The following is a 24,963-nucleotide window of genomic DNA, read 5'->3' as shown; positions in this document are numbered from 1 at the left end:
ATTTTTATTGTTGTATGCTACTTGTTACCGTACTCTGCTCCAAGGTCTCATTGATGATGTGCGTAATCCGTTCCACTTCATCATGAATAAAAAAGTGTCCTCCCTCAAAGGTAAACATACGAAATTGCTGATCCGTATGGTGTGCCCATGCCTCCGCATCTTGTAAGGTCACCGTGTTATCGGTCATTCCTGTCAAAGCGGTGATAGGACAATGTAAAGGTGCGGCTTTAGCCATGTACCTATACAACTCGACAGCTTTGAAATCCGCTCTTAACACCGGCATAAAATAGTCGTATAATTCCCGATTGTCAAAAATCGCTTCCGAAAGCTGACCGTACCGCTGCAAATGCGTCCTGAACTGATCTGCGGGCAGATCGTGTAACCACGGGGAATTTCTTGGGACATGCGGTGCCCGTCCACCCGAAACGAACAGATGAGCAGGCTTGCCATATCCACCGTCCACCAGCTTGTAGTACAGCTCGAATGAGATCATCGTCCCCATACTGTGGCCGTATATGGCATAAGGATCGCCGGGGGCTATCTCTTCGCTGATCTTGTGCAACAGATCCTCGCTCATCTCCTCAATGCTTTCCTTTAGCGGTTCCCCAGAACGAATACCTCTGCCCGATAATTCCAGTGGAACAAGCTTAATCTGCGGAAGCAGCAACTTTTTCCATTTGAAGCTGACCGACGCCGATCCGCCTGCATACGGGATGAAAAATAATGTGATAGGTGCCATTCTTGCAACCTCCTGCCTTGCTAAGTTCTAACTTTTTCATTTTAGCATAAAAAGGTATATTTACCCATTTTAAATATTTTGCAAATTCCAGAAGATAGGTTGAGAAAATCAAGCACATTTTATATAAGGCAGGAAATGTCTTTCTAAAGAAAGAACGGCTTTATGTTTGAATATAATCATGTGTTGGGTCTTTTATTTTTTCAAATCGAAAGGAGTTCTGCGCCATGAAGTACGGTTTTTTCGATGATGTCAATCAAGAATATATCATCCACACCCCTCAAACCCCTTATCCCTGGATTAATTATTTAGGTAATGAACGATTTTTTGGACTAATCTCCAATACAAGTGGCGGCTATGCATTTTACCGGGATGCTCGCTTACGTCGCTTAACACGTTACCGGTACAACAATATTCCTGTCGATAACGGTGGTCGATATTTTTATATTTATGATGATGGGGATTATTGGACTCCAGGTTGGATGCCAGTCAAACGGGAGCTGGAGCAGTATGAATGTCGCCATGGACTTGGCTATACCTCAATTATGGGAGAACGCAGCGGTATTCGGGCCACCCAGCTGGCTTTTGTGCCCCTTTCCTTTGACGGCGAGGTCCATCAGGTAAAGCTTCAGAACACATCGTTACAAACCAAAAAGATCAAACTCTTTTCATTCGTGGAATTTTGTCTGTGGAACGCCTATGACGATATGACCAATTATCAGCGCAACTTGAACACCGGCGAGGTTGAAATACAAGACTCTGTCATTTATCACAAAACGGAATACCGTGAACGTCGCAATCACTATGCTTTTTTCTCTGCTAATCGTCCGCTAGCGGGTTATGATACAGACCGTGAAGCTTTTCTGGGGCTCTACAACGGATTAGATCAGCCTCAAACGGTCGCCGCTGGGCAAGCCTCGAACTCTATTGCCAGCGGATGGTCCCCTGTCGGATCACATTGCATTGAGGTAACGCTGGAGCCAGGCGAAGAAACAAGCTGTAACTTTATACTCGGTTATGTGGAAAATCCCGAGGAAGAAAAATGGGAGTCGCCCGGTGTTATTAATAAAAAACAAGCACATGCCATGATTAAGCAGTTTGCGGATGAAGCTGATGTAGAACGAGCGTTGAGTGAGCTGCGGACCTATTGGAATAATCTGCTGTCCAAGTATACCCTTCAAAGCCACGACGACAAGCTGAACCGAATGGTAAACATATGGAACCCTTATCAGTGTATGGTTACGTTCAATATGTCGCGTTCCGCCTCGTATTTTGAATCTGGTATCGGGCGTGGAATGGGCTTCCGGGATTCGAATCAGGACTTGCTCGGCTTCGTCCACCAAATACCGGAGCGGGCAAGAGAACGGATTATCGACATCGCCTCTACTCAATTTGAAAACGGCGGAGCTTATCATCAGTACCAACCGTTAACCAAAAAAGGAAATCACGAGGTTGGCGGTGGCTTTAACGACGATCCGTTGTGGCTTATTGTCGGTACCGCAGCGTACATCAAAGAAACGGGAGACTTTGGCATACTGGATGAACAAGTGCCCTTTGACGGAAATGTAGAGCGTACGGCTACGCTGTTTGAACATTTGAAGCGTTCTTTTTACCACGTTGTGGGTAATCTGGGCCCGCATGGTCTTCCACTCATTGGCCGGGCTGACTGGAACGACTGTCTGAATCTCAACTGTTTTTCTGCTACACCAGATGAGTCCTATCAGACAACTCAGAATCTGGAGGGTCGAATAGCCGAATCCGTGTTCATCGCCGGACTATTTGTATATACGGGACCGGATTTTATTGAGCTTTGCAAGCGCAGAGGACTGGATGAAGAAGCAGCAACCGCTCAGGCATATGTGGATCGTATGCGAACAGCCACATTGGAGCATGGTTTTGACGGGGAATGGTTCTTACGTGCTTATGACCATTATGGAGACAAAATAGGGAGCAAGGATTGTGAGGAAGGCCAAATTTTCATTGAACCTCAAGGCTTCTGTGTCATGGCAGGAATTGGCGTTGAAGAAGGTCTAGCTCAAAAAGCTCTCGATTCTACACGTGATCGTTTAGAAACTCCCTACGGCATTGTGCTGCAAAATCCACCGTATTCTCGCTATTACATCAATCTGGGCGAAATCTCATCTTACCCTCCCGGGTATAAGGAAAATGCCGGTATTTTCTGTCACAATAACCCTTGGATTATGATGGCGGAAGCCGTAATAGGACGTGGGGATCGCGCTTTCGAACTATATAGCAAAATTGCCCCCGCCTATCTAGAGGACATTAGCGACATTCACCGCACTGAGCCGTATGTGTACGCTCAAATGATTGCGGGCAAGGATGCTGTTCATGCAGGCGAAGCCAAAAATTCCTGGCTGACGGGTACAGCGGCATGGAACTTTATAGCTATTACTCAATCCATTCTCGGTATTAAGCCCGAATGGGATGGTCTGCGTATTGATCCGTGCATTCCTACAGCCTGGGACGAATTCACAGTCACCCGTGTCTTCCGCGGTGATACCTACGTGATTCATATCACGAATCCACAGCATGTCTCCAAGGGTGTAGTCACAGTTACCTTAGATGGCACCGTCCTTACGAATAATATTCTGCCGGTTGCAGGGGACGGGGCTATCCATCAAGTAAAAGTGTTGCTAGGCTAACAAGTTCATGGCCTTCAAAAAAATTAGCTTCAACTTCATCACATAGTATCTTATAATACGAGAATGGCTAAAGATACATTAAGTGTGGTGACATCATGAACAAGACAAAACGGCTTACTCAAACCATGGATTACAAAACAAAGCAAGCCCGCTGGGTACGCAAAATGTTATTACTGTATTGGATGATTATAGCTGTACATTTTATCGTCCAGCTGGGCAGCTACTTATTTCTTGATTACTCCGCTTCGCCTTATGAATTTTACGTCGGAACCCTTATTGTTCCCACGCTAATCATGAGTGGTTCCAACTTACTGGCAGAGTTGGCTCATTTTAAATTTAACAGGTATTCTTTTGTGATCCTGTTTATGGCAAGTACCGTCATTTGCTGGATGATTATTCGCCTAAACTATGATATCCGGATTATTACAGCGTTGTGCTTGTTGCCTATTTTCTCTTCTATCCTGTTCTTCAATCGCCGCTTAATATGGCTTTCCTTTGTATTACAAGTAGTCGTCTTTTTTCTGTTGCTGGCAGTGGATGCATCATTTCGTACCTATTTGTCAGACTTTGATATCGTGGCGATTCCAACCTTTTTGATTATGTCCACCTTTATTGCTCTCATTATTCAGGCCAGCGGCCGCGATTTGTTAGTGGATTTGTATAAAACAAAGCGCGCGCAACAGGAATTAATGATCAGTAACGCGATTATCAGCAAAATGTCAATGACTGATGGTTTGACAAAGCTGTACAATCATTTGTCCTTTCAAAACTTTTATGAAAAAGCACTCGAATATGCCGAACAAGGCGCGATCATCCATCTGGCGTTAGTGGATATTGATAATTTCAAAAAGATCAATGATACTTACGGACACCAGTTCGGAGATAAAATTTTGGAAGGCATCTCGCAAATCATTACAGAACAGATTACCGCAAATGACATTGCGGCTCGCTATGGCGGTGAGGAATTTGCTATTTTGATGTTCGAGCATACTTTCGAAGAAGCTTATCAGATCGTCGAAAACATCCGTCGTGAAGTGGAGAAAATGACCTTTCAGGAGAAATTGCAACTCGTTTCTGTAACCGTAAGCATTGGACTGAAAAGCTATACAGAGGAAATGAACAAAGATAAAGATGTATTTTTTCAGCAAGCAGATGACTATCTGTATCAAGCTAAGCGCTCCGGGAAAAACAAAATTGTTGCTCTTAATCATATCGCTTAATGTAAAAACACTTCATTTGATGAGACTCCGGCATGAGCTTGCCGGAGTCTTTTGAATATAGAGCTTAAAATTTAATAGAGTTGACAATTCCATAAGTTGAAACTAAAATTGTTACATATGTATTGGTTATTTACTTACAATAAATAAGTTCGAAGGAGATGGTTTTTTAAATGTCAACCCTCGTTATTGTCGTTCACCCTGATCTTGCGGAATCTCGCATTAACAAAAGATGGGTGCAAGAACTCAAGAAACAATCTGACGTGACCGTTCACAACCTGTATGAAGTATATCCTGATGAGCAAATCAATGTCGCCCAGGAGCAGGAACTGCTAGAGCAGCATGACCGTATCGTTCTGCAATTCCCTTTTTACTGGTACAGCACTCCTTCCCTACTGAAAAAATGGCTGGATAAGGTTCTAACCTACGGCTGGGCATATGGAAGCGAAGGTGGCAAGCTACAGGGCAAAGAGTTGTTGATCGCCTTGTCTGCTGCCAGCGTTGAGGAAAATTACCAACATGACGGACGGAACAGGTATACGATCGAAGAGCTGTTGAGACCTCTGGAAGCTACAGGCCATATGATTGGTGTCAAATTGCTCCCTTATTTCGTACAATATGGTGCTGCAGTTTTGACCGATGAGCAACTAGAGCAATCCGCACAAAAATACGCGCAAACGGTTATTTCTTAATTTTTTACTAGAAAGCCCCTTGGACGGCGCCTGCCATACCTGCTTTACAGCAGACGGCAGCTCCAGCCAAGGGGCTTTACTGATCGATTTACATCGTAACCAACGTACTGGTTACCTGTGCCATACTTTCTTTAATAATGTCGCAGCCCTTACGCAAGTTTTCCAAGCTTATCGTTAACGCTGGCATGATTTTAATTACCGTATCGTTACGCCCAGCACGTTCAATAATGAGTCCCCTACTAAAGCAGAGAGTCGCTACCTCCTTGGCGAACGCTTCTCCCAGATGGGATACATCAATTCCCCAGATTAGTCCCATGCCGCGAATTTCAATTAGAGGATCTATCGATTGGATATGTTCACGCAAGAACTGCTGAACAAAAGCCTCTTTTTCCTTCACTTGTGCTTCCAGCTCTACCGTATCTCTGAACTCCAGCGCAGCCTTTGCCCCGACAAAAGCAAGCTGATTTCCACGGAAGGTGCCGTTATGCTCACCTGGACTCCATATATCCAATTCTGGCTTGAGTAGCAACAGAGACATTGGCAAACCGTATCCACTGATCGATTTGGACAAAACAACCATATCAGGAACAATTCCCGCCCGCTCGAATGAGAAGAACGAACCAACTCGACCGCAACCGACTTGAATATCGTCAACAATGAGCAAAATATCATGGTCATCGCACAGCTGTCGCAAATCACGCAGCCATTCGGTATCTGCAATATGAATACCGCCTTCAGCCTGTACCGTTTCCAAAATGATCGCGGCAGGCTTTTCCACACCCGAGTGAGTGTCTGTTAAAAGCTGCTCCATATACAAAATGGTATCCATTCCGTTAAATGTGCTGTTATAAGGTATGAAGGTAACATTGTTCAGGGGTACCCCTGCGCTCTCTCGCATGGAGTTGTTGCTGGTAATAGATAAACTACCCAGCGACATTCCGTGGAACGCGCCCATAAAAGCGAAAATACCATTTCTGTTTTTCACCTTGCGTGCAAGTTTCAGTGCTGCTTCCACCGCATTGGTTCCGGTCGGTCCGCAAAATTGCAGCTTATAATTCAAGCCCTTGGGCTGGAGAATACGCTCTGAAAAAGACTCAATAAACTCTTGCTTAGCTGTCGTGTACATATCCAGACCATGCATAATCCGATCGGAACTTAAATAATCCAATATCCGGTTTTTCATAAAATCATTATTATGCCCATAGTTCAAAGCCCCTGCCCCAGCAAAAAAGTCAATGTAACCCTTGCCTGCCTCCGTGTACAGTACATCGTTTTTAGCTTTGTTGAAAACAACTGGAAAACTTCTGCAATAGGATCTTACATTGGACTCCAGCGCTTCGAATGTGTTCATGATCTCTCGTCCTCCCGCTGACCTGATTTTAAAAAATACAAGCATGGAAAGCAAAAAAAATGTAAATATGTAATCTAAATGAGTAGACAGTCTGAATTCACACTGGGATATCCACACCAAAGAATCATAAGTATGATCACAAGAACAATTAAAGTACGAAAATTAAATACAGAGATAGCACATGAGAGTATGTTAGTAGAAGATTAAATAGTGGGTTTTTCTAAGAGGCCTATCAGAGGATGTCAACTCCTATGTAATAAAATACCATAATTTTCATTTAAGTCAATGCATGTTTCTGATGTGTTTTGTTAAATTTTTGTAATTTATCATCAATGGCTTGTAGTATATTGTTAAAAGAAAACGAAAAATGTCGTATTATAGTAATAAATCTCAAAAATAGTACATTTCCATATCAAATAGATATACATCTGGACTAATTGTCCACAGGATTGTCACAACAAACCTGATCTTTTGACAGACTGTCCAAAGGAGTTTACTCTATCAACAGGACCTGCCAAAAACTTGTTGTAAACATTGCAGTTATCCTAACTATTTGGCTCGAATTTGATAGAAAGATAAGGAAATATGATCATGTCTAATGTTTTAATTATTGAAGATGACAATATGTTGGGAGAGACCCTTTCCTTGTATTTAACAGGAGAAGACTACAACGTTACTCGAGTGGAACAAGCGTCTGAGGGTATTGCCCGGCTTGAGATCGTACAGCCCGATATTATTTTGCTGGATCTGCTGCTTCCAGATTTGGATGGGGTAAATCCCTGCCCACTCATACGCAAGCATACGGACGTGCCCATCATCGTGATTTCTACAGAAAACAACATATCAGAGCGTATTCGTACACTTACGTTGGGAGCAGATGATTATATTTGCAAGCCTTTTAGTATGCAAGAGCTAAAAGCACGGATGGAGGCTCTTTTCCGTCGTATTGAAATCACGCGCTTGCAAGGAAGAGGCAGAGCACCTGAACCTGAAACCGGCATTACTTTGGATCTAGCGAGAAGAATGATTACCGTTAACGGACAGAATGTGGAGACAACATATTCAGAATTTGAGCTCATGAAGCTTTTTTATTTGAACCGGGGAATTGTATTCAGCAGGTATGCTTTGATTCAGGCTCTCCGTGGCACAGACTCCTTTATTAATGAAAGGGCTGTGGACGTACATATTAACCATTTACGCAGAAAAATCGAAAAAGACCCTAAGAAACCGCAATTAATCAAGACCATCTGGGGAATCGGCTACAAATTTATGCAATAACACGGTCAGCTCCAGGGAAGTGATGACTTGATTTGGTTAATATCCTTCTGAACCGTGCTCAGATGCTTTTTCCAGTCTGGATACAGTGCTCCTGTTGAGGTTTCATTGCTGCGCTTCAATGCCTTTTCCAGCTCTATTACCTTTGCCAGCAACTCAGGCGCGCACAGGTTCCCCGTTCCTCCCTTAAGTGAGTGGATTAATCGAAGAGCAGAAGATAACTGCCCATTGTCCATTTTTCTCACAACTCTTTTATCGAGATACTGGTATTCCTGTATCCATTTATAAAGGGCAAATTGAAAAATATACACCTTGCCATCCATGCCTGCTATCGACTGCTCAGCGTGAATACCATGTAAATCTTGCAGCCACGCTAAATTAATCCAGCTAGTTAATACTCTAGCAGCGGTCAGTTCATGGACAGGCTTGAACAACACGGCATTAATACCAGCACGAAGACAAACTTCCTGTTCATGCTGCACAGCATCAGCGGTAAAAGCGATAATGGGAAGCCTGTTAAAAGCTTTGTTTCTCCGAATATGCCTCGCCGTCTCAAAACCATCCATCTCTGGCATATGCAAATCAAGCAGCACCATATCCCAGTAACGCAGTTCCAGTATCGCTATTAGTTCTCTTCCGTTCGTGACCATCGTTACCTCAAAGTTACGCTCTGCTAAAAACTCGGTAATCACCACCTGGTTAATTTCGTTATCCTCTGCTATGAGAATTTGATACTTCTGTGTTGTATCCCCTATCTCATTGTGGGAACTCATCGTCGCATGAGTCTCCAGAGTATTACCATCTGCTGGCACTGACTGTTCCTTCTTCCAGCAGAGAACCTCCAGCAGAGCGTTTCGGGTAACGGGCTTGGACAAAAAGGCATCCACACTATGATTCATGTCCCCTGCAGCTATTGTTTCCATCTGAAACACGGTTGTAAGTCCAATAATCTGAGTTATCTGCCTATCCAGCATTTGAAGCCACTGCCTCCGGGAGTCCAGTTCTCTCAAACCTTCCATCCCCATATCGATGATAACATAATCAAAATGCTCACCCTTTTGAAAAGCGTCCACACTTTCTTGGAAGGATGAATTAGTGAATGTTTTTAATCCCAAGTCTTGCAGTAGTTCGTTCAAGCTGTATCTCACCAGTTCATGCTGCGCAACAATTAAGGCTTTGCCTTTGATTTGTTTTTCTATTCGTGTGCTTCCTGCATTCAATTCCCCATTTTCCAGCTCGACATTAAAGTAAAATTGACTGTACTCTCCTAATCGACTTTTCACCTCTACTTTCCCGCCCATAGCTTCAGCCAAATGCTTGCTAATGGCCAAACCCAGCCCAGAGCCCCCATATCTGCGGCTGGTTGATGTACTCGCCTGGATAAAAGGGACGAATAGCTTGTCTATACACGTCTCGGAAATTCCTATGCCCGTATCTTCTACCATAAAAGAAACGCCTACTCGCCCTTCCTGCTGACTTAGCATTTTTACCTGTAACAATACATGTCCCTGATCCGTAAACTTGATGGCGTTGGTCAGAAGATTTGAAAGCACCTGCTCCATTCGAAGCGGGTCTCCCTTAAAGCTTTTCGGTAACGCCGGGTCCGTTATAAATACGACCTCTATTTCCTTATCTTCAAGTAAAGTTCCAACGGTATCTGCGAGATGCCGAAGCATTTTTTCCGGCTCGAATTCTACCTTTTCCAGTTCCAGACTGCCGGCTTCCATTTTGGAAAAGTCCAATACGTTACTGAGCATGGATGAAAGGGTACGAGAGGAAGCGAGAAGCTTGTGGAGGTAATCTCTTTGAACGGCAGTCAGTTCAGTCTTATTTAACAGCTTTGACAGACCGATGATTCCATTCAGCGGGGTGCGAATTTCGTGACTCATATGAGCCAAAAAAGTGCTTTTCGCACGGTTAGCCTCGTCCATCTCCTTTCGCTTCTGCTCAGAGGCTTTATACTCTGTAATATCCAACACGTGACCGATAACATGCCTGGTATTCCCGTCCTCCCTAACCGGATGTAAGGTAATGAGAGCCGAATATTCCCAAAACTCCAATTCAAATACGGTCCGATCACCGAACCAGGCCTGTTTGTAGTATTGACTTAGCTGCTCCATCGTTTCAGAGGAAAGCTCCAAAATGTCCCCGAGACGCTTCACATGCTCCCTTTTATTGTAGTTGACTTGTAGATTCAGACCCACGCGCTCCAGCAATTCACCTTCAAGCAGCCTATAATAAAATTCATCACCACTTTTCTCCAGCCTAAAGGTAAAGCCAGGTTGAACCCGAAGTAAATTCAGCAGGTCACGATCTTTGTCTAACAAACGTTGTCCATATGAATACTTAGCGGTGGTTAAAGCGTGCACAAACAGCGTCATGAACATTAGACCCATCCCCAGCTCCAGCACGCAGGTCAGCAGTGTTTTATCACTTATGCCAAAATATAAGAACAGAATTCCTGCCACTCCATAAAAAACACCTGTAATCGCCTGACGAACAAGCTGCCGCTGAAAAATCAAAACTAACAATAATATCAAGATAGCATATAGCACTAAATCTCGAACCAAGTGTTCGCCCCCTTATAATCTTCCATGTTTTGTGAGATATCGAAAATATAAAAAAACTCAGGACAGATTCCTTATGCCATAAGGCTTAAAGAACTGTCCCGAGCATTCATTGTACTATACATTCCATAGGGTTCAAGTTCATTTTAATATTTGAAACGACTGATCATTACCTTCAAATCAGCAGCCATCGTTGAAAGCAACTGTGCAGAAGCTGATATTTCCTCCATGGAAGCCAGTTGCTCTTGTGAGGAGGCAGCAACTTCCTCAGATGTGGCGGCATTACCAGTTGCAATCGTCGCCAGCTCGTTGGCTGTCGCTGCAATTTCTTGTACACTGGCTGATATTTGCTGTGCAATCGCAGCGACCTCCTCTACCTGAGGCGTTGTCTCTCGAATGCCTTCCATCGCATGACCCAGCTTGACAATGGTTGCTTTGGAAATCTGCAGTCCATCCTGCACCTCAGTCGTGACCCTGTCCATCGTCTTCACTGTTGTTTCGGTTTCATGCTGAATTTCGGCAATCAAGGTGGCAATCTGTGTGGCGGATGTCTGAGACTGCTCTGCCAGCTTACGCACCTCATCAGCAACGACGGCAAAGCCTTTTCCATGATCACCCGCTCTGGCTGCCTCAATAGCTGCATTCAATGCCAGCAGGTTTGTCTGATTGGAGATATCACCGATAACTTTCGTAATTTCACCGATTTCATGAGAGCGGGCTTGCAAGGTTTGAATCATCTGGTTGGAACGCTCTACTGATTGATGAATGGAATTCATTTGCTCGCCTGTCTGCTCAACAGACTTTCGTCCTTCCTCGGCTTGCAAGGCAGATCGTTTGGCCAAATCAGCTACCAAAATCGATCGTTCAGCAATTTGGGTGATCCCTTGTGCAATTTCATCCAGGGCCACCGAATTATTTTCCAGCCCTGTAGTCTGCTTCTCTGCACCACTGGCAATTTCTTGCACAGCCTGGGACACCTGCTCACTTGCAGCACTGGTTTGTTCCGCGCTTATTGTGAGTTCATTCGAAGAAATTGCGACATGATCTGCACTGTTCCCTACGTTCTGAATGACAGATCGCAGGTTATTCTGCATATTTTGAAAAGCCACTCCTAATTCTCCGATCTCGTCCTCGCTCTTTACTTGAATGTCCTGTGTTAGATCTCCGGCGCTCACATTTACCGCTTGTTCTTTTAACTTTAAAATCGGTTTGATGATGGAACGAATCAGGAAATAAACAATGATAATACCAATCACAAGACAACCGACGATGGTTAGTAAAGTGCTGATCAAAATCGGGCCTGCTGCTTCATCGACTTCAGACAAATACAGCGTTCCGCCTATCTTCCAGCCAGTCAGCTTGTTAGTTGCATAGTTCATATATTTGGACTGGCCTTCATACTTATACTCGTATTCACCAGTATCGCTCTGAAACATGCGTGATTCAATATCTGTAATTTTGGTGCCTGCTTCCTTCGTCGGATGTACAATGTAGGTATGGTTGCTGTCCAGCAATATGGCATAACCTTCATGACCTACTTTAATATTGTTCAACGTCTCTTTAATACCACTAATTTTCAGGTCAATGCCAATAACACCCGATCCATCTGACGTTGCCCGGGACACCGTAACCGTCATTTGCTTCGAGCTTGCCGAAAGATAGGGAGAACTAATCGCTGTCTTTGCTTGCTCTTTTATCGCTTCATCGTACCAAGGTCTGACCCGTGGATCATAATTGTCCGGTAATTGCTTCTGTGGATAGGTTATAAATTTACCATCCTTCGTACCATAAGAGATGGATTCTGCTTCAGGATGAAGTGCAGCATATTGCTTAAAAAACTCTTCCAGTTTGGCCGCTTGTTCCTCCGTCTCTACCCGATTGCCTTTTAGTCTTTCTGCAAAATATTCTGCGTCATGTACCTTGGGTTCGATAGTACTATCAATAATAAAATTAGTGCGGATGATAGCCTGCTCGGCACTTTCTTCAATCTGGTTTCGAATCTGCTGACTGGCGCTCACAAACGACAAAGCCCCCACGATCATGGACGGTAAAATCAGAAAGGCAATAAAGGCGACCATTAGCTTCGTTTTAAAATTTTTGCTGAGCATCCTTGCGACTAGCCACTTTTTTCCTGATAACTTCTTCATTAATAAACATCTCCATTTCATTACCTAGATTTCCTAACCTATGGTGAACCTCTTCGTCTTGCCGATGATGACAATCACCCGACAGACTCTCTTTCACATTTTTCACATCTGCTGCTAAAACGCTTGGACATAAAAGATATAAACACGCTAGTTAAATAGGTATATGTACTTATTTTCGAAAACAGCAAGGCTGGTCGGAACCGGTTCTTTGATATAATATACCTAAAAAATATTAAAAAAAATGCGTAGCACATGTTAAGAAAATATTAGTTTCATTTCACTATACCTACCTCTTAACATGAAAATAATCCCCTTGAAGGTAGCAAACATAGGGTCATTTTCGATAATCACCATATGCTTACTACCCCCAAGGGGATTAGGTTTGATCGCTTTATTCAGTTCAATCCAACAACACCTTCAGATCTTCAAGCCTGGTAACAGGTGCCTGACAGGTAAAATGCTCACACACATATACGGCTGGTTTGCCTTCCACAAGATCGTAATCACGGATATAAGAAACCGTCTCTGCAATCTCCGACTGTCCTTCATCCTTCAAAATAACGACCGTATTCGGCCTGAACCCAGCTCGAACTGCCTGAATGAACTGTACGGTCTGCAGATCGTCCCTATGACCTACAATCACAATCTCCTTCGTCGTTCCCGTCGCATACAACAACGCGCTGAGTAACGCGGAGTGGCCTGACGGGTAATGAGCAACCATACCGCCAAAAGCCTTAAACTGCTTGGCTGCATAGTTCTCTAATTGAGATTCACCCGTTAGCCGCGCAAGCCTCACAAAATTATAGGCCGCGATGCTGTTACCCGACGGAATCGCACCGTCATAGATTTCTTTAGGCTTGGCAATTAGCTGCTCACTATCTGACCCATAAAAGAATAATCCGTCCCGTTCCTCATCCCAGAACAAATCGATCATATTTTGATTGAGCGTCAACGCCCGTTGCAGATACTCTATATCGAAGGTCGCCTGGTATAACTCGATCAAGCCCCACACATAAAAAGCATAATCATCTACATAACCGGGATAAGCTGCTTCTCCGTCCCGATAACGTGCCAACAGCCGTCCGTTCTCCTGTCTCAAATGGTTCCACAAAAACGTCTCAGCCTTCCGAGCTTGCTCTGTATATCTCGTGTCTCCAAAAGCTTGTCCCGCCTTCGCCAGAGCAGCAATCATCAACCCGTTCCACGAGGTCAAAATCTTGTCATCCTTGTGAGGATGAACACGTTGCTCTCTGGCAGCAAACAGCTTGGCGCGTAGCTCACTAACCCGCTGCTCCAGTTCCTGCTCAGTCAAGTCATGCTTGATCCCATAGGCTTCCAGATTGATATCAATCAGGTTTGGAATGTTGTGGCCTTCAAAATTTCCGTAAGGTGTAATTCCATACAAATCGTTGAAAAAGGCGGCATCCTCATCGCCTAGTACAGCCCTTACCTCAGAGTCGTCCCAGACGTAGAATCTCCCCTCTTCTCCTTCGGAATCCGCATCCTCCGCCGAATAAAAGGCACCATCTGCATCCGTCATGTCTCTTGCGATATATGTAAAGATTTGTTCTGTAATCCGTCGGTACAGTTCCTTGCCTGTCACCTGCCAAGCCTCTGTATACGCGATGGCCAACAGAGCATTGTCATACAGCATTTTTTCAAAATGCGGCACCAACCATTTCTCGTCCACGGAGTATCGTGAGAACCCCATGCCTATATGGTCGTAGATTCCGCCCCGGGACATCGCATCCAGCGTCTTCTCTGCCATTTCCAGTGCCTGTTGATTTCCCGTATGCTGTGCATATCGCAGCAAAAAAGACAGGTTATGCGGAGAAGGAAACTTAGGAGCTTCCCCGAAGCCGCCATATTCCTTATCGAAGGTGTGGCTGAATTCATGGAAAGCTTTATTCAAACTCTGTTCATCCAGTTCACCGCGATAACCTGCAAGCAAGTCCTGCCGCTCATGCTCGGTAAGCACCTGCTCACTCAACTCCACCAGCTCTTCAGGCTGTTCTTTCCACCGGGTACCCACCTTGTCCAGCAGCTCTAACAGTCCGACACGGCCAAATTTCTGCTCCTTGGGCAAATACGTCCCCGCAAAAAAAGGCTTCTGATCCGGCGTCATCAATATCGTCAGTGGCCAGCCTCCATGCCCCGTCATCGTCTGGCAGATGGACATATAGATATGATCCACATCTGGACGTTCTTCACGATCCACCTTAATGGATACGTAATCCCTGTTTAATACCTCAGCTACTTCTTCATCCTCGAAAGATTCTCTCCCCATTACATGGCACCAATGGCAAGTTGACTTAAGCCCCACTAGGAATAGCCTACTGACAAAAATACAGGTTTACCCTCCCGAGAGGCTTTTTGAAAGGCTTCGGGGCCCCAAGCCATCCAATCCACTGGGTTATACGCATGCTGCAGTAGATAGGGAGACTTTTCATTTATTAAGCGGTTAGCCTTCCGTTCCTTGCCTTCAATAAACTCTCTCATCGTTAAACCTCCCAAAGACTTATATTCTTTCTTACACTTTCAATATAACCATTTCATAAGAAAACTAAAAGACCTCAAACGAGGTCTTTTGGATTGAATTTATAGAATAACTCATTGAACACCTTGTTGGCTGCTTTAATCGCTTCTTCTGAGGGTTTGTTCAGCACAGTGGCTGTTATGTTATTTCCATGACTCCGGTACTTCAAAATCTTTTGCCCTTCATCATTGAAACTTATTTCTGGAGGGGGATTGTCTTCGTTCTCATGATGTACTATTTCTTTAGCTCCCACACGCCCCTCCTCCTTCTACTATAATTTTCAAATCAAGTGCAAGTTTATAAAATGCTCCCCATCTGATTTTCCTGTATGTTGGCTCACTGATCGGTGGCTGAAACACAAAACTGTACCCCTTTGATCTGTAATGTAATCATATTCCTTTGTCATGTACCGCGACTCAATCAGAAAACTTTCCATCTTGGGCATACGCTTCACAGCTCTTCCCACCCGTTTACAATATTCCTCGCGATACGCTTGAGAATCTACATTATATATAGCTATATTAGCTGTCTGATCGCTAGTAACATTCGTCGGGCTACTACGCGGTATGTCGCTATATGCGGCTGTCGTGCCAGCTTCTCGTTCTTCAACACTGAGGTACTTGTATATCCTGTATTTCTCCAACGCGGCTTCAACAGCAGCCTGCGTCCGCTGATAGTACTTCTGCAGGAGTTAAAATATCTCGTGCCCTATTATTCATGAAGACATCTCCCTTGATGTAATTTATTGATCATCAAGATTCTATCGTTTTTAAACAATTAGGTCGAGAATAAAACTATTTCACCCCTTCGCTTTACACTTCATTACTGTAGTTCTTTGACTAGCTTGCCGATATGGGCCGGAGCCGTCAAACCTTCACTCTCAGTCAGCGTACCATCCGCATCCAACTTAATAGCCAACTGGTCGTATTCACCCGTGCCTGTGGGCACGACAGGGTTGCCGTATGCGTGTGGATCAGCAAAGCTAACTACTCTACCAGTGGGGCTATATTTAAGGGCCTCAGCCTCGGTATTTAACACCTTAAAAATATTATCCGAACCAAGATACCCATATCCGCCATTACGTACTGCGCTTGCCTCTGTACTCATTACAAAACACTTCCTCTTCTTATTTATATTGTGAAAACAATAAGAGCAGCGCACATACGCCACTCTCATTCATCCTTAATTTAGGTGCACGGTGTGGGAATTGAACCCACGCCCTTTAGGATTGCTTCACGACACTTGCACCACTCCTTAGACTTTTAGACTTGTGGAAAGGATTCATCTCAAAGCGATGGCAGGTATCACGACACCAATGACTGCACCTAACCACGCCCGTGGACATCTCAAGTAATACCTAACAGTCTCGTTCACAGTCACTCACTCTCCTTTTTTACGAGCGTAATCAAGACCGCCTGCATACTCCTTACCATCAACAATGAGTCGAACTTGCACTGATCTGCTTATAATGTTTGGTGCGATCTTGTAATGTTGCATTAGCCATTCACTGTGCTCGTCAATGATGCCAGTGAACTCGCTCATGACTCAGATCTCCTTTTTGTCTTCAGACAACAAAAAAAGCCCCTCATATTTTTGAGGTGCTCGGACGATTCCGTTTATTTAAAATCAACCACGTGGAAAATCATCAATTTATTTTTACAACTACAACTATGTCATTATAATCTCCATCATTCATATAATCATCAAATCCGATATGCAAATCATGTCCGTCTGAACTTTCTATTTTCATTTTACTCTGAATCCATTCCCCATTAGGAATCGGAGCAGGATAAAAAGAGAAACCCGCGAGGTAGTACGTTGCATCATGATCAGTTCGTTGAATACTCTCATTACTTGGAAAATTATCGGTACTGAGATATTCTTTTATGTTGATGTGATTAAAATCATAGATGGCGAGTCCTTGTGGCCGGTCTGCATTTACAGTATATTCGAATTCCGCTTTTTTATCTTTTGGTATAGTAATTATACTGTACTTACCTCTCTCCAAGTCATGAATAGTGTGGGGGAAAACATCTGCCATGATAAAACAACTCCTTCGTATGTTATTTAGTAAGTATGTGGAGTTTGGGGCTGCTTATTCATTAACCACGGTCAAGTTATCGGTCATACACATCAACTTACAATCGGGCCCGCCTGTGCTCTACCATTAAGCTAACCGTGCATAATACTGATATTGAAGAAACTAAAAAGGTCGGCACGATAGCCGACCTCCTCACTGCATTTAAATAACTATAATGTGATTATTACAGTTCTCCTCGTGAAGTGCCTATACGAACTGAAAGCTCGCCCTCCATGTATGCTTTACCCGAGGAAAGAGATACATAATACTTATTAGCACCAGGCCAAGCGCTTGAGCTAATTTCACTGTAAGTGCGACCAGGTTCTACAGTTCCAGACAACATTTGTGTACCTGTTTCTGAGCCTCTGTTTACCGAAAATTTAATTGGCTGCTTACCGTCATTACGTATCCATACTTTAACATAGCCATAACCTGAGGGTATATCGAAATTTTCTGTAAGTTCTGTGTTGCGGAGAGTTCTATCAACCACCGATTTAGTGGCATAAGGAGTAATAACATGATCTCCCGCCTTTGGTGTATTCACATCGGTCGATGTGTTTGCAGATTGGGAAACTGCTGTTGAGTCAGTTGCAGCTGGTGCAACATCCGTAGCTGCTGCTGAAGCAGATAATGGAATTGCAAGAGCTAGAGACAAAACAGATACTACAGAAGCTTTTTTAATGTTCTTCATACTCATAAGCCCACTTTCTTTGATTTTTTATCCTGTGTACTTTATCAATCAACTAGTATGTATAGAAACTATTAGAGTATTCATGATCGATAAAGTTTTTACAGGTAATAATGACATTTACATTATAAGTCTTTTATTGTAATTATTCAACAAAAAAATGGGTTTTGATTCCATGTTAGCAGAAGCCCGGATTTGAACCAGGACGTGGGGATCTGACCCCCGCAGTGCACCTCGCATTCTGCATCAAACCCCGCCAGACCGCACGAACGCGTTTCGTACAGCCTGGGCTTACAGGTAATGATATAAGCTTTGTTGGAATCCGGTACTTGCTTACGCGCCCGGCTGCGCTCCTGATCCACTCTTTAGCGGCTAGGATCACCATGCATGAGGAATGCGCTCGTCAGACGCACATTAGCAAGAATGGAGTAATGTTTATGTGGTCAAGGGATATATAGCACGCCTAGCGCCTTTCGGCTCCCTCCTGCCTTATGTATTGCCCCACAAGGAATAGAATGCCCGCTTGTCCTACCCTTGGTCTTATAGCAAGGGGCTAACTGGTGTCGCTCGTCTTACGCCTACCACCGTCAAACAGGTATATTGGCGTGTCGGGTGCTGCTCTCTCTTTGTTTTCCATGTTATAAGAATACACTATTGAAAATCTAATGATTTATAGTTACTTCGAATAATTAACAAAAAATTATTAATTATTTTTCTAAACGTTATATTGTGTCATTACAATTGGTAAGGTGTCTTGTTATGGATAATACTTCATACATAATAAAATACGTCGCTCTTTATCTTCGAAAAAACCGCGGAGAAGAAGATACAGATCTTGAAAAGCACCGCTTCGTCTTGAGAAAGATATGTGTGAAGCATGGATGGAAGTATGTTGAATACGTTGAAATAGCCAGTTCTGAAACAATAGAGTACAGACCTAAATTTAAGAGTTTGCTGTCTGACGTCGAGGAAGGTATTTATGATGCTGTTCTTGTAGTTGATTATCAGCATCTTGGCAGAGGGGAACTTGAGGATCAAGGAAAGATAAAACGTATCTTCCGTGATAGTGAGACGTACATAGTCACACCTGAAAAAATATATAACCTCGTTGATGATACTGACGATCTGCTTGTGGATGTAAGAGGACTACTTGCTCGTCAGGAATATAAGATAACTACGAAAAATTTGCAACGCGGAAAGAAAGTCGGAGCAAGGCTTGGCAAATGGACAAATGGACAAATGGACCGGCTCCTCTCCCTTTTGTTTATGTTGCAGCAATAAAAGGGCTTGATGTCGTTCCTAAAAAAATGTTATCTACCAAGAAATGAAATCCAGGATTTTTGGAGGTAAAAGCTTAGAAACAATTGGCTGGGATTTTAATAGACGTAGCATTCCCGGTCCCGGACCTAAAAATGGATTATGGCACTCAAATACGATACAGGGAAAATAAATTCGAACAAAACAAAAGGATCTGGTCACAAAAAAGAAATCTCAACCACTGGTTATCAACCCACGAGAAGAATGGGGCATTGTAGAAAACTGTCATGCCGCTGTAAAAACTGAGGAAGAACACATGAAATTATTAGCCATGTTAGAGAAAAATAAAGGCAGGGACATATGCCCTGTCTGGCCTAGTGTTTTGTGGGAAATGAAAGAAAATGATGCGTTATAATCTGATGGTTATACCACTAACTCACTTAAGGCCTGTAATAAATACGACCACTTGGGCAACTATTGTAACAACAGTGGCGTGAAGGTTAATGTCCTTACTGACTTTATAGATTGGGAGATAGCCGATTACGAACAGAGAATTATTGATAGTGATAATTACATAAACACTGATGTAATCGAAAAGTTAGAGAATATACACGAGAAGAGTATGAGGAGCGTAAAGTTAAACGGCAACAAGAAGTATCTGCTCTCGAATCCGAATTAGCGGTCCATCGTTATGAGGTAAACTACGACAGCAGAGAGAAGAATAAAGAACGGATGAAATTAATAAAGTCATTTAAAGACATTTGGTCTTCTGAATCTGCAACTGAAAATGATAAGAATATGATTGCAAAAATGATCATCTCTAGAATAGAGTATATCTACGATAAAGGTACGAACAATCTGAATGTATCTATTCAATTTAACTAAACCCTTATTCAGTAAGGGTTTTTCTTTTGAAGCTTAAGCAAACGTGACACCAATGGCAAGTGGAATAGCCGACAGATAGGAAAATGGGCTTGTTATTACGCTTAGCAATTTCAAAAGCCTCATCTGACCAAGGGAACCAATTTACTGGATTGTGAGCATGCTGTAGCAAAAAGTGATTTTTCCTTGGCTAGTCTATTCGGTTTGCTGCTCGTTGTCATGGGACATCACCACTTCCGTAGTTGTAGGTATGAAAAAGCACTGATGGATATTCTCCATCAGTGCTTTATTTACTGTAATCGTACCTTATTAGAGTTTAGCATTATACTCATTAGAATTTATATCAAATATCTCCAGAGCTTTCAGTAAGGCGTATTCACTTGTTCTAGCCCCTTCTTTTGAAAAATGCGCATCCGGAAACGCGGGAGACATATGATGGTACCCGGGATAGACATGTAATTCCACTAAGACACCATCAAAGGCCAGTTGTTTTGCAAAAACTAAGGCCTCATCAATGAATAAATCAAGGGTACCTATATTTATATAAGTCGGTGGTAATCCGGCCAATGACTTAGCACGGGCCGGCACATAATACTCACTTACCTCCTCCTGACCCGGTTCATCCCCCAATACAGATTTCCAGCCAAAATAGTTGCTTTGTTTTGTCCAAATAAACTCTCCTGAGTATGGATGCTCTGGTGCGGTGCTTGTGCGATCATCTAGCATTGGCCTCATTAATCTTAGATGATGGATTTCGAATTCCTTCTGATCACGAATGTACAAGGCTAGGCCAGCCGCCAATCCGCCGCCAGCGCTGCTGCCCCCTACGGCAACTTTCTGAGTATCTATCCCTAACTCTTCCGCATGTTCAATACACCATTTTAGGCCCGAATAACAATCCTGTAACTGACTTGGCTGTACATGCTCTGGTGCTAGGCGATAGTACACAGATACACAACAAAAACCATGTTGTGAAGCAAGAGATGCATTAGCAGGACGATCCACGACTGGACTTCCTAAGACCATCCCGCCTCCGTGTATCGAATAATATAGAGGCATCTTATGATGCTTTGATTGTGAGGGCTTAATGATTTCTATTTGAATATCTGGACCCCTAAAATAGCTTGGCACAACCTTTTTTTCTAATGTAATAGGGAACATCTGCGTTACATCTATTTGTTGCATCATTTGAGATTGATTTTTACGTGCTTCCATTAGTGTAGATTCGGTAAGGTCGGTTATTGGTATTAAATCAACTGCACTGATAATTTCTGGATCAATCAGATGTCTACTTCTACTTCTTTGCTCCCCCATAGTAATCGTTTCCCCGCTTTCTTGTTTTAAAGACAATGAATCAATACATATTTCATATTGTTGCTGTCGTTTATATTCATATTTTAAAGATTAAAATAAGCTTTATAAATGAAAACAACGATTTAGAATCATTTTTGGCATAAAAACAATAATAAAAAAATGAAGTACAGCCTTTGAAATAGAATGGGTCTGTTGGATCATTGAGGGAGGGTGAGCGGAATTTTGGGATCAAGAACGGTATGTAAAAAGTTCAAGAGAGAAAATGAAATGCCAAAAACGTATTTCGGTATCTGGATGTGGGATATAATGCGAGAACACACATCAAACCTTTTACCAAATAAAAAAGACGTGACCGGATTGGTCGTTCACAGCGATCATCCGATCACGCCCTAAGCTCACCACGTTATGAGGCCAAAATTAAATTCATTTATGCGGGTAGAGTACCACGCCACTTTACAAACTAGGTATTTTTATGTGAATAAACTATTTTCTTAATGGTTTCGGTAGAGAGGAAAAACTCCTTAGCTAATTGCTCGATACTGCTGCTATTTTGAAAAGCATTTCTGATTGCGGCATTTCGCTGTTCAAGCAACCTTCTCCCGCCACTCAAACTGCCCCAATTCATATATTCCGTTTTTGGCTTGGGAATATACAGAGTCTCTCCTTGAACATATTTTTGAATTTCCATAATTAGTTTTTGAGGTAAAACTTTTGTAGCATTCGTATATTTCAATTTTGCTCGCCCCTTATTTTGATTCTTTAAAATAAGGTGCAAAGCCAAAAATATTAAAAAAGCTTGTTCAGCGTTAAAAATTGTTTCGCCCCATACAAAGTAACGCTTTCCTAATAATTGGCTTTGCATGAGTGTAAGAAGTCACAGACAATCCCAATAGATTCTCCATCAGTAGGCACCCCCTTTTACTTCGCAAGTATAGCATAACTTCTGCTCACCTGGGACCAGCTAAATGATATCAGTACAATCCAACCATTAAAATTGAGCTGATATATAACTGATCTTCATTCGTTTATGAGGTGTTGCCGGGACTTTTGTTTGCCCGACTCTTGTTATTTGCAAGCCGATGTTTTATATTGACATAAGAGAAGGTCAAAAATAAAAGAGGTGACGGACGAGATGTCTCCACGCACGAAGGAACAAAACGAAGAGATCCGGCTGCGGCGTCTGGCGCAAATCCGGAAAGCCGCTGCCGATGTGTTTTTGAATAAAGGGCCTTTACTGGAAATCCGCGATGTGGCTGTGCAGGCGGGACTCGGCTATGGCACGGTATACCATTATTACAGCAATAAGGGCAATTTGCTCCACGATCTGCTATGGGACGCGTTGGAGCGGGCCGGGGGATGGCTGGAGGCCCCGCGCGCTTCGGCTTCGGGGGAGGCGCCAACGGGCTGGCATTTCGGCTTGGCTGCTGCGGCGGACACCGGGAACTCGGTTGCCGCGGATTCCCAAAGCGAAAGCCGCGAACCGGCCGCTGCCGCAGAGCTTGGCCCCGTCGCCGTCGCCGGCATTCGGCTGCTGCAGCTTTGGGCGGAGGACCACGCCCTGTACCTGCTGCATAAGCTGGCCGGTGAGGGCTTTGCCTCGCTGCCTGAAGCGCGCTCGGCCCCGCTCTCGGCCGCCTTTCGCCGGGAGGTGCTCGCGCCGCTTGCCGCGCTGCTGGAAACCGGTCATGCGGTGGACGGGACTGCCGCTTCCGGCGGAAACGCGGCGGAGCCGCCGTATCCGCTACAGCGCGCGGAAATGCTGCTGGCCGCCTTGGTCGGCTGCGCCTCGCTTTCGCTTCGCCGCGGAAAGCTGCACGAGGAGGCCATGGATATCGCCCGGTTTTTAAAATTATAGAATTGATAAGGAGCGAATAGACAAAGATGATCATTCTAAAATCACCTAGGGAAATCGAAGAAATGAAGCCGGCGAGCCAAATCGTTGCGGACTGCTACCGCGAGGTGGCCAAACTGATCGAGCCTGGGATCACCACCCGGGAAATCAATGACTTTGTTGCCAGACACATCACCAAGCTGGGCGGCAAGCAGTTTACGAAAGGGTACAACGGTTTCCCCGCCGAAACCTGCATTTCGGTCAACGATGTGGTGGCCCACGGCATTCCTTCGAACCAGGCGCTTATGGACGGCGACTTGCTGAAGCTCGACATCGTCGTGGAATACGGCGGATGGTTTGGCGATTCGTGCTGGTGCTATGCGGTGGGCAATATCCGGCCGGAAGCGCAAAAATTAATGAAGGTGACAAAGGAATGCTTGGATCTGGGGATCGCCCGGGCACTCCCGGGGGGCCGGCTCGGCGACATAACGTCGGCGATTCAACAGCATGCGGAATCAAACGGGTTTTCGGTCGTACGCGATCTGCTGGCGCATGGGATCGGGCGGAGCCTGCACGAGGAGCCAAGCTACGAGCATATCGGCGTAGCCGGCAAAGGCATTCGGTTAAAGGAAGGCATGGTGTTTACGATTGAACCGATGATCAACCAAGGTACGTTCCGTATCACGATCGACGATGATCAGTGGACGGCGAGAACGGCCGACGGCAAGTTGTCAGCGCAATATGAGCATACGATCGCAGTTACGTCGGACGGACCACTGATTTTAACGGCCCAGTAAGTATAGAGGCGAACGGACGGCAAAGCGTCATTTAGGAAATAAGTCGCCAACCCGGCCTGCTTGGCCTGATGAAAGTTCGTAATCCGAAACGCGAAAAAGCGCTGGTTCCAGCCTGGGACCAGCGCTTTTTCTACATGGTTTGTAACTTTACCGATTTACGAAAAACCACGTTGTTATGCGGTTTTTTATTATGACTTTGGTATCGTGTTACGGATTTACACTCTTTCTTGGATAGCCTGTCTTGCGTGTATTTTTTTCATTGCAAATCTTGCTATTGGCTGAGCAATCAATAGCTCAATCCAAAATGCTACACCAAAATTTCTAAACCAACTATGAAAGAAGTTCTGAAAAGGTTCTAGGCTTATTTGTTTCGTACCAACCCAAGTTCCTATAATGGTTAGAAGAACAGATAAGACCGTAACATTCAATAAAGTATTCAATAAAACTCTAGCATTAAATCCATCTGTTTGTCCTGCGAATTTGGGTATCACTTTACCCACTAACGGTCCCGCAACCAATCTTACTAACAAAACAACGATAATCCACATAAACGGAATAATCTTTAGCGTTTCTAAATAATTTTCTTTACTAAAGCCGCGCTCCAATCCCATAATAATTGGGGCGATCGTGTTTACTGAAATAATTGAAATAATCAATAAAAATAATATACCTTCTTTTGCGTTTTGAGGCAGTCTTTCTTCCTTATACATATTGTTTCCCTCCGAAATAAAAATATTTCAGATGGTAGACGTATCATGCGACATATATTTTTGGTCATTAAAACTAGTACCAATATCTCTACACACTGATCTAACAATTATAACAACTTTTTTTAAACAAATAAAAGGGTTCCTAAAACATTTTTTCCAGTTAATTGAACAAACTCCAGCTAACTTTAATTAGAGAAATCTGATAATCTAAGTTTATCAA

At 43.8% G+C, this 24,963-nt stretch carries 20 protein-coding genes, 1 tRNA gene and 2 pseudogenes; 7 read left to right on the top strand and 16 right to left on the bottom strand.

Annotated features, from left to right (window positions below):
- Positions 1 to 4: 4 nt before the first annotated feature.
- Positions 5 to 739: a thioesterase II family protein gene (locus ACM1ND_RS12285; RefSeq protein WP_418027816.1), complete on the bottom strand. Its 735-nt coding sequence runs from the start codon at positions 737 to 739 to the stop codon at positions 5 to 7.
- Between the two features lie 224 nt (positions 740 to 963).
- On the opposite strand from ACM1ND_RS12285, the gene ACM1ND_RS12280 reads away from it, so the two are divergent.
- The 3 genes from ACM1ND_RS12280 (at position 964) to ACM1ND_RS12270 (ending at position 5,308) form a co-directional block, all read left to right on the top strand.
- Positions 964 to 3,399 carry a GH36-type glycosyl hydrolase domain-containing protein gene (locus ACM1ND_RS12280; protein WP_418027814.1) on the top strand — a complete coding sequence of 812 codons (2,436 nt, stop codon included), beginning with the start codon at positions 964 to 966 and terminating at the stop codon, positions 3,397 to 3,399.
- Positions 3,400 to 3,494: 95 nt separating this feature from the next.
- The gene (locus ACM1ND_RS12275) at positions 3,495 to 4,619 is read left to right on the top strand and encodes a GGDEF domain-containing protein (protein WP_053325405.1); all 1,125 of its coding nucleotides are present in this window, start codon (positions 3,495 to 3,497) and stop codon (positions 4,617 to 4,619) included.
- A gap of 170 nt (positions 4,620 to 4,789) precedes the next feature.
- A complete protein-coding gene (locus ACM1ND_RS12270) occupies positions 4,790 to 5,308 on the top strand; it encodes an NAD(P)H-dependent oxidoreductase (RefSeq protein ID WP_013310283.1) in 519 nt (172 codons plus the stop codon).
- Positions 5,309 to 5,396: 88 nt separating this feature from the next.
- Here ACM1ND_RS12270 and ectB read toward each other — a convergent pair whose 3' ends face one another.
- Positions 5,397 to 6,659: a diaminobutyrate--2-oxoglutarate transaminase gene (gene ectB, locus ACM1ND_RS12265; RefSeq protein ID WP_023988535.1), complete on the bottom strand. Its 1,263-nt coding sequence runs from the start codon at positions 6,657 to 6,659 to the stop codon at positions 5,397 to 5,399.
- A gap of 591 nt (positions 6,660 to 7,250) precedes the next feature.
- Between ectB and ACM1ND_RS12260 the strand changes: the two genes are divergently transcribed.
- The gene (locus ACM1ND_RS12260; RefSeq protein WP_023988534.1) at positions 7,251 to 7,937 is read left to right on the top strand and encodes a response regulator transcription factor; all 687 of its coding nucleotides are present in this window, start codon (positions 7,251 to 7,253) and stop codon (positions 7,935 to 7,937) included.
- Positions 7,938 to 7,942: 5 nt separating this feature from the next.
- Here the strand turns inward: ACM1ND_RS12260 and ACM1ND_RS12255 are convergent, their stop codons facing one another.
- The 10 genes and pseudogenes from ACM1ND_RS12255 to ACM1ND_RS12210 all read right to left on the bottom strand — a co-directional run bounded on the left by ACM1ND_RS12255 (position 7,943) and on the right by ACM1ND_RS12210 (position 17,961).
- Positions 7,943 to 10,504: a response regulator gene (locus tag ACM1ND_RS12255; protein ID WP_418027811.1), complete on the bottom strand. Its 2,562-nt coding sequence runs from the start codon at positions 10,502 to 10,504 to the stop codon at positions 7,943 to 7,945.
- 143 nt (positions 10,505 to 10,647) lie between these two features.
- Positions 10,648 to 12,648: a methyl-accepting chemotaxis protein gene (locus ACM1ND_RS12250; RefSeq protein WP_053325403.1), complete on the bottom strand. Its 2,001-nt coding sequence runs from the start codon at positions 12,646 to 12,648 to the stop codon at positions 10,648 to 10,650.
- A gap of 400 nt (positions 12,649 to 13,048) precedes the next feature.
- Positions 13,049 to 15,147 (bottom strand): annotated as a pseudogene (locus ACM1ND_RS12245) (thioredoxin domain-containing protein).
- 74 nt (positions 15,148 to 15,221) lie between these two features.
- On the bottom strand, positions 15,222 to 15,437 hold the full coding sequence (locus ACM1ND_RS12240) for a hypothetical protein (protein WP_418027809.1): 216 nt from the start codon (positions 15,435 to 15,437) through the stop codon (positions 15,222 to 15,224).
- 27 nt (positions 15,438 to 15,464) lie between these two features.
- Complete coding sequence (locus ACM1ND_RS12235) at positions 15,465 to 15,827, bottom strand: hypothetical protein (RefSeq protein ID WP_245240480.1); 363 nt, start codon at positions 15,825 to 15,827, stop codon at positions 15,465 to 15,467.
- Positions 15,828 to 16,006: 179 nt separating this feature from the next.
- Positions 16,007 to 16,291, bottom strand: a complete 285-nt coding sequence (locus ACM1ND_RS12230) for a hypothetical protein (RefSeq protein ID WP_418027807.1) — start codon at positions 16,289 to 16,291, stop codon at positions 16,007 to 16,009.
- Positions 16,292 to 16,376: 85 nt separating this feature from the next.
- Positions 16,377 to 16,519, bottom strand: a tRNA-OTHER gene (locus tag ACM1ND_RS12225).
- Positions 16,520 to 16,564: 45 nt separating this feature from the next.
- Positions 16,565 to 16,726: a hypothetical protein gene (locus ACM1ND_RS12220; protein WP_155613672.1), complete on the bottom strand. Its 162-nt coding sequence runs from the start codon at positions 16,724 to 16,726 to the stop codon at positions 16,565 to 16,567.
- Between the two features lie 103 nt (positions 16,727 to 16,829).
- Complete coding sequence (locus ACM1ND_RS12215) at positions 16,830 to 17,225, bottom strand: hypothetical protein (RefSeq protein WP_339202088.1); 396 nt, start codon at positions 17,223 to 17,225, stop codon at positions 16,830 to 16,832.
- A 223-nt stretch (positions 17,226 to 17,448) separates the two neighbouring features.
- A complete protein-coding gene (locus ACM1ND_RS12210) occupies positions 17,449 to 17,961 on the bottom strand; it encodes a hypothetical protein (RefSeq protein ID WP_053325399.1) in 513 nt (170 codons plus the stop codon).
- Between the two features lie 750 nt (positions 17,962 to 18,711).
- Here ACM1ND_RS12210 and ACM1ND_RS12205 point away from each other — a divergent pair.
- A complete protein-coding gene (locus tag ACM1ND_RS12205; protein ID WP_418027805.1) occupies positions 18,712 to 19,233 on the top strand; it encodes a recombinase family protein in 522 nt (173 codons plus the stop codon).
- Between the two features lie 901 nt (positions 19,234 to 20,134).
- Here the strand turns inward: ACM1ND_RS12205 and ACM1ND_RS12200 are convergent.
- The 3 genes and pseudogenes from ACM1ND_RS12200 to ACM1ND_RS12190 all read right to left on the bottom strand — a co-directional run.
- Positions 20,135 to 20,312, bottom strand: a pseudogene (locus tag ACM1ND_RS12200) (DUF255 domain-containing protein); the annotation flags it as partial.
- Positions 20,313 to 20,400: 88 nt separating this feature from the next.
- Positions 20,401 to 21,405: an alpha/beta hydrolase fold domain-containing protein gene (locus ACM1ND_RS12195; protein WP_053325397.1), complete on the bottom strand. Its 1,005-nt coding sequence runs from the start codon at positions 21,403 to 21,405 to the stop codon at positions 20,401 to 20,403.
- A 460-nt stretch (positions 21,406 to 21,865) separates the two neighbouring features.
- A complete protein-coding gene (locus tag ACM1ND_RS12190; protein ID WP_028541338.1) occupies positions 21,866 to 22,138 on the bottom strand; it encodes a CD3324 family protein in 273 nt (90 codons plus the stop codon).
- Positions 22,139 to 22,537: 399 nt separating this feature from the next.
- Here ACM1ND_RS12190 and ACM1ND_RS12185 point away from each other — a divergent pair, with 399 nt between their 5' ends.
- Positions 22,538 to 23,260: a TetR/AcrR family transcriptional regulator gene (locus tag ACM1ND_RS12185; protein ID WP_053325396.1), complete on the top strand. Its 723-nt coding sequence runs from the start codon at positions 22,538 to 22,540 to the stop codon at positions 23,258 to 23,260.
- 26 nt (positions 23,261 to 23,286) lie between these two features.
- On the top strand, positions 23,287 to 24,033 hold the full coding sequence (map, locus tag ACM1ND_RS12180; protein WP_023988527.1) for a type I methionyl aminopeptidase: 747 nt from the start codon (positions 23,287 to 23,289) through the stop codon (positions 24,031 to 24,033).
- A gap of 215 nt (positions 24,034 to 24,248) precedes the next feature.
- Here map and ACM1ND_RS12175 read toward each other — a convergent pair whose 3' ends face one another.
- Positions 24,249 to 24,743: a hypothetical protein gene (locus ACM1ND_RS12175; RefSeq protein WP_418027803.1), complete on the bottom strand. Its 495-nt coding sequence runs from the start codon at positions 24,741 to 24,743 to the stop codon at positions 24,249 to 24,251.
- Positions 24,744 to 24,963 lie beyond the last annotated feature (220 nt).

Origin of the sequence: Paenibacillus sp. JJ1722 (assembly GCF_048282685.1) — a bacterium.
Classification (GTDB): domain Bacteria; phylum Bacillota; class Bacilli; order Paenibacillales; family Paenibacillaceae; genus Paenibacillus; species Paenibacillus polymyxa_B.
This window is presented reverse-complemented; position numbering and strand designations above follow the sequence as displayed.